Here is a 13,313-nt window from a genome sequence, read left to right on the forward strand (position 1 = left end):
CAGGAGTTGACCCACCCCCATGCCTGACACCCCCGATCGCTACGGCTTCGTCGTCGTCTCCAACCGCCTCCCCGTCGACCGTGTCATCGCCGACGACGGTTGGGCGTCGTGGCAGCACTCGCCCGGCGGTCTCGTCACCGCCCTCGAGCCCGTCATGAAGGCCAACGACGGCGCCTGGGTGGGCTGGGCGGGGCAGCCCGACCTCGAGTTCGAGCCCTTCGAGTCCGACGGCATCGAGATCGTCCCCGTGCCCCTCAGCGCCGACGAGGTCCAGCGCTACTACGAGGGCTTCAGCAACGACACGCTCTGGCCCCTCTACCACGACGTCATCGCCGCCCCCACCTACCACCGCGTGTGGTGGGAGTCCTACGTCCAGGTCAACCAGCGTTTCGCCGATCGCGCCGCCGAGATCACCGAAGAGGGCGGCACCATCTGGGTGCAGGACTACCAGTTGCAGCTCGTGCCGAAGATGCTGCGCGAGGCACGACCCGACGTGACCATCGGGTTCTTCAACCACATCCCCTTCCCTCCGCTCGGCATCTTCTCGCAGCTGCCCTGGCGGCAGCAGATCGTCGAGGGGCTGCTCGGCGCCGACGTCATCGGGTTCCAGCGCGCCGACGACGCGTCGAACTTCTCGCGCGCCGTCCGGCACCTGCTCGGCTACTCGACGACGCGCCCGTACATCGAGGTCCCGGTCGACGACGAGTCGGCGCCGGTCTCGCGTCGCGGCACGAAGGTGCGCCGCGTCCTGGCCAAGCACTTCCCGATCTCGATCGACGCCGCGAGCTACGAGGAGCTCGCCGCACGACCCGACGTCCAGGCCAGGGCCCGCGAGATCCGTGAGGGCCTCGGCAACCCGAAGACCATCATGCTCGGCGTGGACCGGCTCGACTACACCAAGGGCATCCGGCATCGCATGAAGGCGTTCGGAGAGCTGCTCGCCGACGGCCGGCTCAGCGTCGAGGACGCCACGCTCGTGCAGGTGGCGAGCCCGAGCCGCGAGCGTGTCGAGACGTACAAGTTGTTGCGCGACGAGATCGAGCTGACCGTCGGTCGCGTCAACGGCGACTACGGAACCATGAGCCACACGGCCATCAGCTACCACCACCACGGCTATCCGCGCGAAGAGATGGTCGCGCTCTACCTGGCCGCCGACATCATGCTGGTCACGGCCCTGCGCGACGGCATGAACCTCGTCGCGAAAGAGTACGTGGCGGTGCGTCGTGACAACGACGGTGTGCTCATCCTGAGCGAATTCGCCGGTGCGGCCGACGAGCTCAAGAGCGCCCTCCTGATCAACCCGCACGACATCGGCGGCCTCAAGAACACGATCATGCGGGCCATCGAGATGCCCAAGCGAGACCGCACCACGCGCATGCGGGCCCTTCGTCGGCGGGTGCTCGAGAACGACGTCGCCAAGTGGTCCGCGTCGTTCCTCCAAGCCCTCGAGGACGTCCGCCCTGGGCAGCAGATCGCGCCGGCCTCGACCGCGAAGGGAGGCGACGCCTCGTGACCGGTTCCGACTCCCTGGCCCTGAGCGACGCCCTCGGACGCCTCGCGACGACGCCGCGCCTCCTCGTGGCCCTCGACTTCGACGGGACCCTGGCCCCCGAGGTCGACGCGCCCCTCCAGGCCAGGGCGCTCCCCGCGGCCATGGACGCGATCACACGTCTGTCGGCTCTCGACCGGACGACCGTGGCCCTGGTGTCCGGCCGCGACCTGGCCTCTCTGATCGAGGTCAGCCAGACGCCCGACGAGGTGCTGCTGGTCGGCTCGCACGGCATCGAGGTGCGGATCGACGGTCACGAGACCTCTCTCAGTGACGACGAACAGGCAGCCCGTGGGCGTCTGTCCGACGCCGTCCACGGTGCGGCCGAGCGTCGCGAGGGCGTCTTCGTCGAAGAGAAGCCGGCGGGCCTCGCCTTGCACACCCGGCTCGCGGACGACGCGACGACCGCAGCCGTCCACGCGGCCGCCCGCGAGGCCGTCGGTGCACTCGGCGACGTGCACGAGCGGGTCGGCAAGAACGTCCTCGAGTTCGCCGTGCGGGCGACCGGCAAGAACGACGGCATCGATCGGCTCCGCGAGGCCGTCGACGCCACGGGCGTCCTCTTCGCGGGGGACGACGTGACCGACGAGGACGGCTTCCGGGCACTCGGCGACGGGGACCTGTCCATCAAGGTCGGCGCGGGCGAGACCGGGGCGATGCACCGCGTCGCCGATCCCGCCGCGATGGCCGATCTGCTCGTCGAACTCGCCGGTCTGCGCGAACATCTGGGGCATGCCTGACGCCGCATGTCTCGTCCGGGCGCGACGGCCCGATCTGGGCATTCCCAGGTGACTGCAAGGTAGTCTGGGTCCCCCGCCGCGACTCCCCGCCACCGCTCAGCCGAGCCGGTTCGACGAGGTCGCCTGCCGACGGAGGTCCCCGTGATCGTAGCCCTGACAGCGTTCGCCGTGGCGGCCGTGGTCGTGGCCTGCGTCGGCGGTCGCCTGGGCCGTTCGCTCTTCCTGTGGTCCTCGGTCGTGCCGTTCGCCGCCTTCGTCTTCACGGCACTCCAGGGCCCCGCGGTGCTGTCCGGCGAGGTGCCCACCGAGGCCGTTCCGTGGATACCCCAACTCGCCATCTCGTTGACGTTGCGCATGGACGTGCTCGCCTGGGTGCTCGCCCTGGTGGTGACCGGCGTCGGCGGTCTGGTGCTCGTCTACTGTGCCCGGTACTTCACGAGCGACGAGGCCGGACGTGCCCGGTTCGCCGCGGTGCTCGTGGCCTTCGCCGGGGCCATGTACGGCCTCGTGACGAGCGACGACGTCTTCGTCCTGTTCGTCTTCTGGGAGGCCACGAGCGTTTTCTCCTACCTGCTGATCGGTCACTACACCGCGAAGCAGGCCAGTCGGGGCGCTGCGTTGCAGGCCCTCATCGTCACGACCGCGGGCGGGCTCGCGATGCTCGTCGGCCTCGTCGTCCTCGCCGTCCAGGGCGGTACGAGCTCCCTGTCGCAGCTCGTCGAGCAGCCGCCGACCGGGACGGTCGTCACGGTCGCCGTCGTGCTCGTGCTCGTCGGAGCCCTCTCGAAGTCGGCACTGGTTCCGTTCCATTTCTGGCTCCCGGCCGCCATGGCGGCACCGACGCCGGTCAGTGCCTACCTTCACGCGGCTGCGATGGTCAAGGCCGGCATCTACCTCGTCGCCCGTCTCGCCCCCGGCTACCACGACCAGCCCGGCTGGCAAGAGATCATCGTGACCGTCGGGGTGGTCACGATGATCCTCGGCGGGTACCGTGCCCTCCGCCAGCACGACCTCAAGCTCGTCCTGGCCTACGGCACGGTGAGTCAGCTCGGGTTCCTGACGATCGTGGTCGGTTTCGGCACCCGCGACGCGGCTCTCGCCGGGCTCGCCCTGCTCGTCGCCCACGCCCTGTTCAAGTCGACGCTCTTCCTGGTGGTCGGCGTCATCGACCATCGCGCGGGTACGCGAGACCTCCGCAAGCTCTGCGGGTTGGGCAGACAGGCCCCCGTCCTCCTCGTGGTCACGCTCCTGGCACTCGCCTCGATGGCGGGCGTGCCGCCGACCTTCGGCTTCGTCGCGAAAGAGGCCGTGCTCACCGCTCTCTACGACGACGCGGTGACCGGGTCGCCCTGGGGCGTCGTCGCCCTGGTGGGCGTCGTCCTCGGTTCGATCCTGACCACCGCGTACAGCCTGCGCTTCCTCTGGGGGGCGTTCGGCCGCAAGAAGGGTGTCGAGCCGGTCGAGTTCGTCCGCGAGCACGTCGACTTCCTCGCGTCGCCGATCGTCCTCGCCGTCCTCGGCCTCGTGCTCGGCCTGGTCTCGTACCAGGTCGGTCCGGTGTTCGCGCTCTACGCCGACACCCTGCCCGCCGGGTCGGGCGAGCACGAACCGTACTATCTGGCGCTCTGGCACGGCCTCGAGCCCGCGCTGGGCTTCACCGCGATCTCGCTCGCCCTCGGTGGACTGATGTTCTGGCAGCGAGACCGGGTCTTCCGGTTGCAGAAGGCCGTCTCGTTCCTGCCCCGCGCCTCCGACGGGTACGTGCGCATCATGGCCACCATCGACCGGACGGCGTCGCGGACCACCGCGACGACTCAGCGCGGTTCGCTGCCGTTCTACCTGGCCACCATCCTCGTCGTGTTCATCGCCTCGTCGGTCGTGACGCTCGCGCTCAACAGCAGCTGGCCGGCCAGCGCCGTGCTCTGGGACTACCCGGCGCAACTCGCCATCGGCGCGTTGATGATCATCGGCGCCATCGCGTCGGCCCTCTCGAACAAGCGGTTCCAGGCCGTCGTCCTCGTCGGGGTGACGGGTTACGGCATGGCGGCGCTGTTCGCGCTGCACGGGGCCCCCGACCTGGCCCTGACACAGGCCCTCATCGAGACCATCACCCTCATCGCGTTCGTCCTCGTGCTGCGTCGGCTGCCGGCGCGGCTGGGCGAGCGCAACGGTCGCACGCACCGGGCGATCCGGGCCGTGATCGGCATCTCGGTCGGGTCCGTCATGGCCGCCATCGCCGTCGTGGCCCTGGGGGCGCGCTCCGTCCCCACCGTCTCGGGTGCCTTCCCCGAGCTCGCCGTCGACGGGGGGCACGGGCGCAACGTCGTCAACGTGACGCTGGTCGACATCCGCGGGTGGGACACCATGGGCGAGATCGCCGTCCTCATCGTCGCCGCCACCGGTGTGGCGAGCCTGGTCTTCCTGACGTCCCGCGCCGACGTCCTGCCCCGGCCCGAGCGGCGTACGCGCGCCCAGCGGTTCCTGGCGCGGGTCCGGCCCGTGCGCGAACCGGCCCCCGTCGTTCCCGTCCACGGGTCGACCGCCCAGATCGGCGACAGCAACGAGGGCGACCGTCGCGCATGGCTGCTGGCCGGACGCAAGCTCGCGCCGCAGAACCGCTCGATATTGCTCGAGGTGGTCGTCCGACTGATCTTCCACGCCATCATCGTCGTCTCGATCTACCTGCTCTTCGCCGGGCACAACACGCCCGGCGGCGGCTTCGCGGGCGGTTTGATCGCCGGCTTCGCGTTCGTGGCCCGGTACCTGGCCGGGGGCCGTTACGAGCTCGGCGCCGCAGCGCCCCTCGACGCAGGCAAGCTCCTCGGTGCAGGTCTTCTCACGGTCGCCGCCACCGCCCTCGCCCCGCTCTTCTTCGGCGTGGACGCGCTGACGTCGACCTGGTTCGAGGGCGACGTACCGTTGCTCGGCCACGTCGAGTTCGTGACCTCCACGTTCTTCGACGTCGGCGTCTACCTGGTCGTCGTCGGGCTCGTCCTCGACGTGCTCCGAAGTCTCGGGGCCGAGGTCGACCGTCAAGAAGAAGAGGACGCGTTCGGTCACCCGAGCGAGGTGTCCGAGCCCGAAGAGGAGCCTCTCCCCGTGTCCGTCGCCGGTACGCCCCCGACCGAGCGGGGTCGCGCATGAGCGTCTCCCTCGTCCTGATCGTCGTCATGGCCGCGCTCTACGCCTGCGGTGTCTACCTCTTGCTCGAGCGCAGCATGACCCGTGTGCTGCTGGGTTTCCTACTCGTGGGCAACGCCACGAACATCCTCATCCTGATCATGTCGGGTCGACGCGGTGAGGCTCCCGTGGTCGACGGCCAAGCCGACCCGGCCGACTTCGCCGATCCCCTTCCGCAGGCCTTCGTCCTCACCGCCATCGTCATCACCTTCGGCATCTCGGCGTTCATGCTCGCGCTGATCTACCGGTCGTGGCGTCTCGCCCAGGGTGACACCCTCGCGGACGACGCCGAGGACCTCGAGATCGGACGTCGAGGCGTGCCGGCCGAAGAAGAGGCCGAACAGGGTGACGGCGACGACGAAGCCGGTGGCGACAGCGAGTTCGGTGACCGAGCGGAAGCGGCCGTCCCGATCGACGGCCGTGTGCGACACGACGACCGGGGCCATCACGACGAGAAAGGGAACCCGGCATGAACTCCAGCTACCTCGTCCCACTCGTCGTCCTGATTCCGCTGCTCGGTGCCGCTGCAGCCCTGATCGCCGGTCGTCGGCCCCGGTTGCAGGCGATCGTCTCGATCGTCGCGCTCGCCCTCGTGGTCGTCATCAGCCTGGTGCTGCTCGTCGTCGTCGACACCCAGGGCGCGATCGCCGTGCAGGTGGGCGGCTGGCAGGCACCGTTCGGGATCACGCTCGTGGTCGATCGTCTCGCGGCCCTCATGCTCAGCATCTCGTCGATCGTCCTGCTGGCGGTCTTCGTCTTCTCGGTCGGTCAAGGGCAGGCCGACGGTGACGGCGAGGCCCCCGTCTCGATCTACAACCCGACGTACCTCATCCTCGCCACGGGGGTGTTCAACGCCTTCGTCGCGGGTGACCTCTTCAACCTCTACGTGGGCTTCGAGATCCTCCTCGTGGCCAGCTACGTGCTGATCACGCTCGGCGGCACCGAGCAGCGGATACGGGCCGGTGTGGTCTACATCGTCGTGAGCCTGGTGTCGTCCGTGCTGTTCCTCGCGTCGATCGCGATGATCTACGGGGCCCTCGGGACGGTCAACATCGCCGACATCGCGCAGAAGATGGACACCATCCCTCCCGACGTGCAGACGATCATCCACGTCATGTTGCTCACGGCGTTCGGCATCAAGGCCGCGATCTTCCCGCTGTCGTTCTGGCTGCCGGACTCGTATCCGACCGCACCCGCCCCCGTCACCGCGGTGTTCGCCGGTCTGCTGACGAAGGTCGGCGTCTACGCCATCATCCGCACCGAGACCGTGCTCTTCGTCGAGAGCAACGTCAACGTCTACCTGCTGATCATCGCCCTGCTGACGATGATCGTGGGCATCCTCGGCGCCGTGGCCCAGGCCGACATCAAGCGACTGCTCTCGTTCACCCTGGTCAGCCATATCGGCTACATGATCTTCGGCATCGCGCTCGGCACCGTCGAGGGGTTGGCGGCGACGATCTACTACGTCGTCCACCACATCACGGTCCAGACGACGCTCTTCCTCGGTGCAGGCCTGATCGAACGTCGGGGCGGTACGGCGTCGATCACCCGGCTGGGCGGCCTGCTCAAGGCGGCGCCCCTCGTCGCCGTCCTGTTCTTCATCCCGGCGCTCAACCTCGGCGGCATCCCGCCGTTCTCGGGGTTCATCGGCAAGGTGGCCCTGTTCGAGGCCGGGGCACGGCTCGACGACCCGCTCGTCTACGTGCTGATCGGAGCCGGGGCCCTCACCTCGTTGCTCACGCTCTACGCCCTGATGCGGGCCTGGAACCTCGCGTTCTGGCGCCCCAAGGCCGACGTCGAGGACCACGAGTCGCCGTTCACCGAGCACCTCGAGGAAGCCCCCGGTCGAGTCGCCGTCCAACGACGTCGCACCAATCCCCGCACGATGGTGGGCGCGACCGCGGGCATGGTCCTGGTCTCCCTCGCCCTGACGTTCGCCGCCGGGCCCCTCTACGGCGTCGCCGAGCGGGCGGCGGGCCGGGTCTACGGCTCGAACGACTACGTGCGGACGGTCTTCCCGGACGGTCAGGGCGAGACGAGGTCCGATCCGTCGTCCCCCGAGCCCGAACCCGCCTCGGACTCCGGCGACGAGGGGAGCACCCCGTGACCGGACGTCCCACCCGCAGCGAGGTCGGCCGGAGCCTCGCACGTCAACTGCCGCTGCTCGTCGGGCTGGTCGTCCTCTGGATGGCCCTGTGGAACCAATTCACCGTCCTGGCGTTCGTGACCGGCGTCGCGGTGGCACTGCTGGTGACGCGGGTGTTCTTCCTGCCGCCGGTCGAGCTCAGCGGCCGCTTCAACCTCTGGTACGCCGTGGTCTTCCTGGCGCACTTCGTGGTCGACCTCGTGCGCGCCTCCGTCACCGTCGCGTGGCAGGCCGTTCGGCCACGCGGGGTCGACTCGAACGCCATCGTCGCGGTCCAGCTGCACACGAGGTCGGACTTCATCATGACGCTGGTCGCCGAAGCGATCTCGCTCGTTCCCGGCTCACTCGTGGTCGAGGCCGATCGTGAGCGGTCGATCCTCTACCTGCACTCCCTCGCGGTCGAAGACCTCGCCGGCGTCGAGGGCGTCCGCGACGGTGTCCTGGTCGTCGAGGCCCGACTCGTCCGGGTGCTCGGCAGCGACGACGACCTCCGTCGCATCGCCGAGGGCACCCCGGCCGCCGCCGAGGTCCACGAGTCGGTCAGTCCGTCCTCGTCCCACGAAGGAGGTCCCTCGTGACCGTCGTCGCCTACGTCGTCGGCGCCCTGTTCGCGTTCGCCGCGCTCGCCTCGGTGATCCGCATCGTGCGGGGGCCGTCGATCCTCGATCGCATGATCGCGTCCGACATGCTGCTGACCACCCTGATCTGTGTGCTCGCCGCCGACATGGTCTTCAACGGCCACACCCGGACCATCCCGGTCATCCTCGCGCTCGCGTTGACGGCCGTCCTCGGCTCGATCACGGTGGCGCGCTACGTCTCGAAGCAGGACCCGTCGTGATCCCCGAGATGGTCTACGACGTCGCCGCCTCGATCCTGTTGATCGCGGGCGCGCTGCTCTCGCTGGCCGCCGGCATCGGCCTCCTGAGGTTCCCCGACGCCCTCTCGCGCATGCACGCCGCGACCAAGCCTCAGATCTTCGGTCTCATCCTGGTGCTGGCGGCGATCGCCCTCGACCAGCACACGGTCGGCACGATCGCGTCCCTGCTCGTCGTCCTCGTCTTCCAGATGCTCACGGCTCCCATCTCGGCGCACATGATCGGGCGGGCGGGATACCGTAACGGCGACCTGCTGCGGGAGCAGTTGGTCGTCGACGAACTGGACGACGCCGTGGCCCGGGCCGCTGGCGAGATCGCCGAGACCACCGAGGGCGACGTCGCCGATCTCGACGTGTCCGAGCTGCCCGTCGGCTCGGCCGACGCGTTGGCCGTCGAGATGGACAGGGTGGGCGACACCTCGGGACTCGACGACAGCGAGGGAGACGACGAGGCACGCGACGAGGAGGGGCGCCGCACGCGATCGGGTGGTCTCACGGCGGGGGAGCCGGGAGAGCTCTGAAGCCGTCGGCGACGGTGGACGGCAAGGGCGCGGTCACGCCCTAAACTCGACCCATGCCAGAGAAGCCCACCCCGGACGGGATCGACATCAAACCCCGCAGCCGCGTCGTCACCGACGGCGTCGAGGCCACCACGTCACGAGGCATGCTGCGTGCCGTCGGCATGGGCGACGAAGACTGGAGCAAGCCCCAGATCGGCATCGCCAGCAGCTGGAACGAGATCACCCCCTGCAACCTGTCGCTCGATCGACTCGCCCAGGGCGCCAAGGAAGGCGTTCACGCCGGCGGTGGCTACCCCCTCCAGTTCGGCACCGTCTCGGTGTCGGACGGCATCTCGATGGGTCACGAGGGCATGCACTTCTCGCTCGTCTCACGCGAGGTGATCGCCGACAGCGTCGAGGTCGTGATGAACGCCGAACGACTCGACGGGTCCGTGCTGCTCGCCGGCTGCGACAAGTCGCTGCCCGGCATGCTGATGGCGGCGGCCCGGCTCGACCTCGCCAGTGTCTTCCTCTACGCGGGCAGCGTGGCCCCGGGCTGGGTGAAGCTCAGCGACGGCACCGAGAAGAACGTCACGATCATCGACTCGTTCGAGGCGGTCGGTGCCCACAAGGCCGGCAACCTGAGCGACGACGACCTCAAGGCCATCGAATGCGCCATCGTCCCGGGCGAGGGTGCCTGCGGCGGCATGTACACGGCCAACACCATGGCCAGCGTCGCCGAGGCCCTCGGCATGAGCCTTCCCGGTTCGGCGTCGCCGCCTTCGGCCGACCGCCGCCGGGACTACTTCGCCCACCGCTCGGGTGAAGCCGTCGTCGAGATGCTGCGTCAGGGCATCACGACGCGCGACATCCTCACGAAGAAGGCGTTCGAGAACGCCATCGCGGTGGCCATGGCGTTCGGTGGCTCGACCAACGTCGTGCTGCACCTGCTCGCGATCGCGTACGAGGCCGAGGTCGACCTGACCATCGACGACTTCAACCGTATCGGCGACAAGGTGCCGCACATCGGCGACCTCAAGCCGTTCGGCAAGTACGTGATGAACGACGTCGACCGCATGGGCGGCGTCCCCGTCGTGATGAAGGCCCTCCTCGACGCGGGCCTGCTGCACGGCGACTGCTTGACGGTCACCGGCAAGACCGTCGCCGAGAACCTCGAGTCCGTCAGGCCCAAGCCGCTCGACGGCGAGGTGCTGCGCACCCTCGACAACCCGATCCACGCGACCGGCGGTCTCACCGTCCTCAGCGGCTCGATGGCTCCCGAGGGGGCCGTCGTCAAGACGGCAGGCTTCGACGCCTCGGTGTTCGAGGGGCCGGCCAAGGTGTTCGAACGTGAGCGTGGCGCCATGGACGCCCTGACCGAGGGGCGCATCGAGGCCGGTGACGTCGTCGTCATCCGCTACGAGGGCCCCAAGGGTGGCCCGGGCATGCGCGAGATGCTCGCCATCACCGCCGCCATCAAGGGTGCTGGGCTCGGAAAAGATGTACTACTCTTGACGGACGGACGATTCTCAGGCGGCACAACCGGCCTGTGCATCGGCCACATAGCACCCGAAGCGGTCGACTCCGGTCCGATCGCCTTCGTGCGCGATGGTGACTTGATTCGGGTCGACATCGCCGCTCGCTCGATCGACCTACTCGTCGACGCCGCTGAGCTGGACGCCCGCCGAGACGGCTGGGCACCGCTTCCCCCGCGATACACCCGCGGTGTCCTCGCGAAGTACGCACGCCAGGTCCGCTCCGCGGCCGAGGGTGCCGTCACCTACTGACGTCTCCCGCCTCGGGTCCGAGCCGATGCGTCGTCGCACCTCCGTGCACGACCGCGTCCCGCACCGTCATCACCGATCACCGACCACGAACAGGGAACCGGCACTGATGCCTGCAGAGTCCACCCCCACGCCCGGCACCGCGACGCGGACGGCCCGGTCGACTTCCGGCGCGCCCGTCGGAGCGTCCACCGCGCCTCCCGTACTGACGGGGTCGGGTGCCATCCTCAAGTCGTTGGAGCACCTCGGCGTGACCGACGTCTTCGGCCTGCCCGGTGGCGCCATCATCCCGTTCTACGACGAGCTGATGGCCTCGACGGCGATCCGGCACATCCTCGTCCGCCACGAACAGGGCGCCGGTCACGCCGCCGAGGGCTACGCCGCCGCGTCGGGCCGAGTCGGAGTGGCCATCGCGACGTCCGGCCCCGGTGCGACGAACCTGGTCACGGCCATCGCCGACGCCTACATGGACAGCATGCCGCTGTTGGCCATCACCGGGCAGGTCTTCTCGACCCTGATGGGCACCGACGCCTTCCAGGAAGCCGACATCGTCGGCATCACGATGCCCATCACGAAGCACTCGTTCCTGGTCACCAAGCCCGAGGACATCCCGTCCACGCTCGCCGCGGCCTATCAGATCGCCAGCACGGGGCGACCCGGCCCGGTGCTCGTCGACATCACGAAGGACGCCCAGCAGAACAGCGCCCCGTTCGTGTGGCCCCCCGTCGTCGACCTCCCGGGTTACCGTCCGGTCACGCGGGCCCACGGTAAGCAGATCACCGCGGCCGCCCAGATGATCGCGGACGCGAAGCGACCCGTCTTCTACGTCGGCGGCGGCGTCATCCGCGCCGAGGCCTCGGACGAACTGAAGGCCCTCGTCGAGCTCACCGGGGCACCCGTGGTCACCACGCTGATGGCCCGCGGGGCGTTCCCTGACTCCCATTCGCAGCACCTCGGCATGCCCGGCATGCACGGTACCGTTCCGGCGGTGCTCGGCCTGCAAGAGAGTGACCTCATCATCGCCCTCGGCGCCCGGTTCGACGACCGCGTCACCGGTAAGGCCGACCTGTTCGCGCCCGACGCGAAGGTCGTCCACGTCGACATCGATCCTGCCGAGATCTCGAAGATCCGTGTCGCCGACGTGCCGATCGTCGGCGACGCGAAGGTCGTCATCCCCGACCTCACGAGCGCGTTCGCCGAGGTCACGGGTGGTGTGCGGCCCGACATCGCCGCCTGGTGGGAACACCTCGACGGGCTCCGCGAGCAGTTCCCGCTCGGGTACACCGAGCCCGACGACGGCCTCCTCTCGCCGCAGGCGATCATCCAGCGCATCGGCCAGCTCTCCGGGCCCGAGGCGATCTACGCGTCGGGCGTCGGGCAGCACCAGATGTGGGCCGCCCAGTTCATCCAGTACGAGCGTCCTCACGCCTGGCTCAACTCCGGAGGCGCGGGCACGATGGGTTATTCGGTTCCGGCCGCCATGGGGGCCAAGGTCGCCCAGCCCGACCGCGTGGTCTGGGCCATCGATGGTGACGGCTGCTTCCAGATGACCAACCAGGAGCTGGCGACCTGCGTCATCAACGACATCCCGATCAAGGTCGCCATCATCAACAACTCGTCGCTCGGCATGGTCCGTCAGTGGCAGACGCTCTTCTACGAGGGCCGACACTCGTTCACCGACCTCAACACCGGTCACGACACGCGCATGGTGCCCGACTTCGTCAAGCTGGCCGACGCCTACGGGGCGCTCGGCATCCGCGTGACCCGCGAGGACGAGATCGACGCCGCCATCGAACTGGCCCTCGCCACCGATGACCGTCCCGTCGTGATCGACTTCGTCGTCAGCCGTGACGCCATGGTCTGGCCGATGGTGCCGCAGGGCGTCTCGAACTCCGAGATCCAGCACGCCCGTGCCCTCGCCCCCGAATGGGATGACGAGGCGCCCGGAACCAGCGCGTCCGACACCACCCGCGACGGTGACATGACCGGAGAGCACGCATGAGCCACGTCTTGAGCCTCCTCGTCGAGGACAAACCCGGTCTACTGACCCGCGTCGCAGGCCTCTTCGCCCGTCGGGGCTTCAACATCGAGAGCCTCGCCGTGGGCAAGAGCGAGCTCGACGGCTTCAGCCGCATCACCGTCGTCGTCGACGTCGAGGAACTCCCGCTCGAGCAGGTCACCAAGCAGCTCAACAAGCTGGTCAACGTGATCAAGATCGTCGAGCTCGACTACTCGCAATCGGTGCAGCGCGAGCACCTGCTGATCAAGGTGCGCGTCGACAACACCACCCGGTCGCAGGTGCTCGAGGCGGTGACCCTCTTCCGGGCCTCGGTCGTCGACGTCTCCACCGACGCCCTCGTGATCGAGGTCACCGGCGACACCGGCAAGACCACGGCCTTGCTCCGCGTCCTCGAGCCCTACGGCATCAAGGAGATCTCGCAGTCGGGTCTGCTGGCCATCGGCCGCGGCGCGAAGTCGATCACCGATCGCGTCTTCAAGAACTGAACCCGCGAGGGGTCGCGCACCGTGCCTCCTCGCCT

The 13,313-nt window shown here is 68.9% G+C and carries 11 protein-coding genes; all 11 read left to right on the forward strand.

Annotated features, from left to right (window positions below; translation table 11 throughout):
* The first annotated feature begins 19 nt into the window (after positions 1-19).
* Positions 20-1,513 carry an alpha,alpha-trehalose-phosphate synthase (UDP-forming) gene (gene otsA, locus HRF36_RS02515; protein WP_173205700.1) on the forward strand — a complete coding sequence of 498 codons (1,494 nt, stop codon included), beginning with the start codon at positions 20-22 and terminating at the stop codon, positions 1,511-1,513.
* Positions 1,510-2,289, forward strand: a complete 780-nt coding sequence (gene otsB, locus HRF36_RS02520) for a trehalose-phosphatase (RefSeq protein ID WP_173205718.1) — start codon at positions 1,510-1,512, stop codon at positions 2,287-2,289. Before otsA ends, otsB begins: the two co-directional genes overlap by 4 nt.
* A 141-nt stretch (positions 2,290-2,430) precedes the next feature.
* Positions 2,431-5,433 (forward strand): Na+/H+ antiporter subunit A, encoded by a 3,003-nt coding sequence (locus tag HRF36_RS02525; RefSeq protein ID WP_173205720.1) that lies wholly within the window; start codon positions 2,431-2,433, stop codon positions 5,431-5,433.
* On the forward strand, positions 5,430-5,942 hold the full coding sequence (locus tag HRF36_RS02530; RefSeq protein WP_173205722.1) for a Na(+)/H(+) antiporter subunit C: 513 nt from the start codon (positions 5,430-5,432) through the stop codon (positions 5,940-5,942). The genes HRF36_RS02525 and HRF36_RS02530 overlap by 4 nt, the downstream gene beginning before the upstream one ends.
* Positions 5,939-7,576, forward strand: a complete 1,638-nt coding sequence (locus HRF36_RS02535; RefSeq protein WP_173205724.1) for a Na+/H+ antiporter subunit D — start codon at positions 5,939-5,941, stop codon at positions 7,574-7,576. Before HRF36_RS02530 ends, HRF36_RS02535 begins: the two co-directional genes overlap by 4 nt.
* Positions 7,573-8,193, forward strand: a complete 621-nt coding sequence (locus HRF36_RS02540) for a Na+/H+ antiporter subunit E (protein ID WP_173205726.1) — start codon at positions 7,573-7,575, stop codon at positions 8,191-8,193. The genes HRF36_RS02535 and HRF36_RS02540 overlap by 4 nt, the downstream gene beginning before the upstream one ends.
* On the forward strand, positions 8,190-8,453 hold the full coding sequence (locus HRF36_RS02545; RefSeq protein WP_173205728.1) for a monovalent cation/H+ antiporter complex subunit F: 264 nt from the start codon (positions 8,190-8,192) through the stop codon (positions 8,451-8,453). The genes HRF36_RS02540 and HRF36_RS02545 overlap by 4 nt, the downstream gene beginning before the upstream one ends.
* A complete protein-coding gene (gene mnhG / locus HRF36_RS02550; RefSeq protein WP_371739972.1) occupies positions 8,450-9,010 on the forward strand; it encodes a monovalent cation/H(+) antiporter subunit G in 561 nt (186 codons plus the stop codon). Before HRF36_RS02545 ends, mnhG begins: the two co-directional genes overlap by 4 nt.
* A gap of 53 nt (positions 9,011-9,063) precedes the next feature.
* On the forward strand, positions 9,064-10,776 hold the full coding sequence (gene ilvD / locus HRF36_RS02555) for a dihydroxy-acid dehydratase (protein WP_173205731.1): 1,713 nt from the start codon (positions 9,064-9,066) through the stop codon (positions 10,774-10,776).
* Between the two features lie 106 nt (positions 10,777-10,882).
* Positions 10,883-12,775 carry an acetolactate synthase large subunit gene (locus HRF36_RS02560; protein ID WP_173205734.1) on the forward strand — a complete coding sequence of 631 codons (1,893 nt, stop codon included), beginning with the start codon at positions 10,883-10,885 and terminating at the stop codon, positions 12,773-12,775.
* Positions 12,772-13,278 carry an acetolactate synthase small subunit gene (gene ilvN / locus HRF36_RS02565; protein ID WP_173205749.1) on the forward strand — a complete coding sequence of 169 codons (507 nt, stop codon included), beginning with the start codon at positions 12,772-12,774 and terminating at the stop codon, positions 13,276-13,278. Before HRF36_RS02560 ends, ilvN begins: the two co-directional genes overlap by 4 nt.
* Positions 13,279-13,313 lie beyond the last annotated feature (35 nt).

It is taken from the genome of Frigoribacterium sp. VKM Ac-2836 (genome assembly GCF_013248995.1).
Classification (GTDB): Bacteria; Actinomycetota; Actinomycetes; order Actinomycetales; family Microbacteriaceae; genus Frigoribacterium.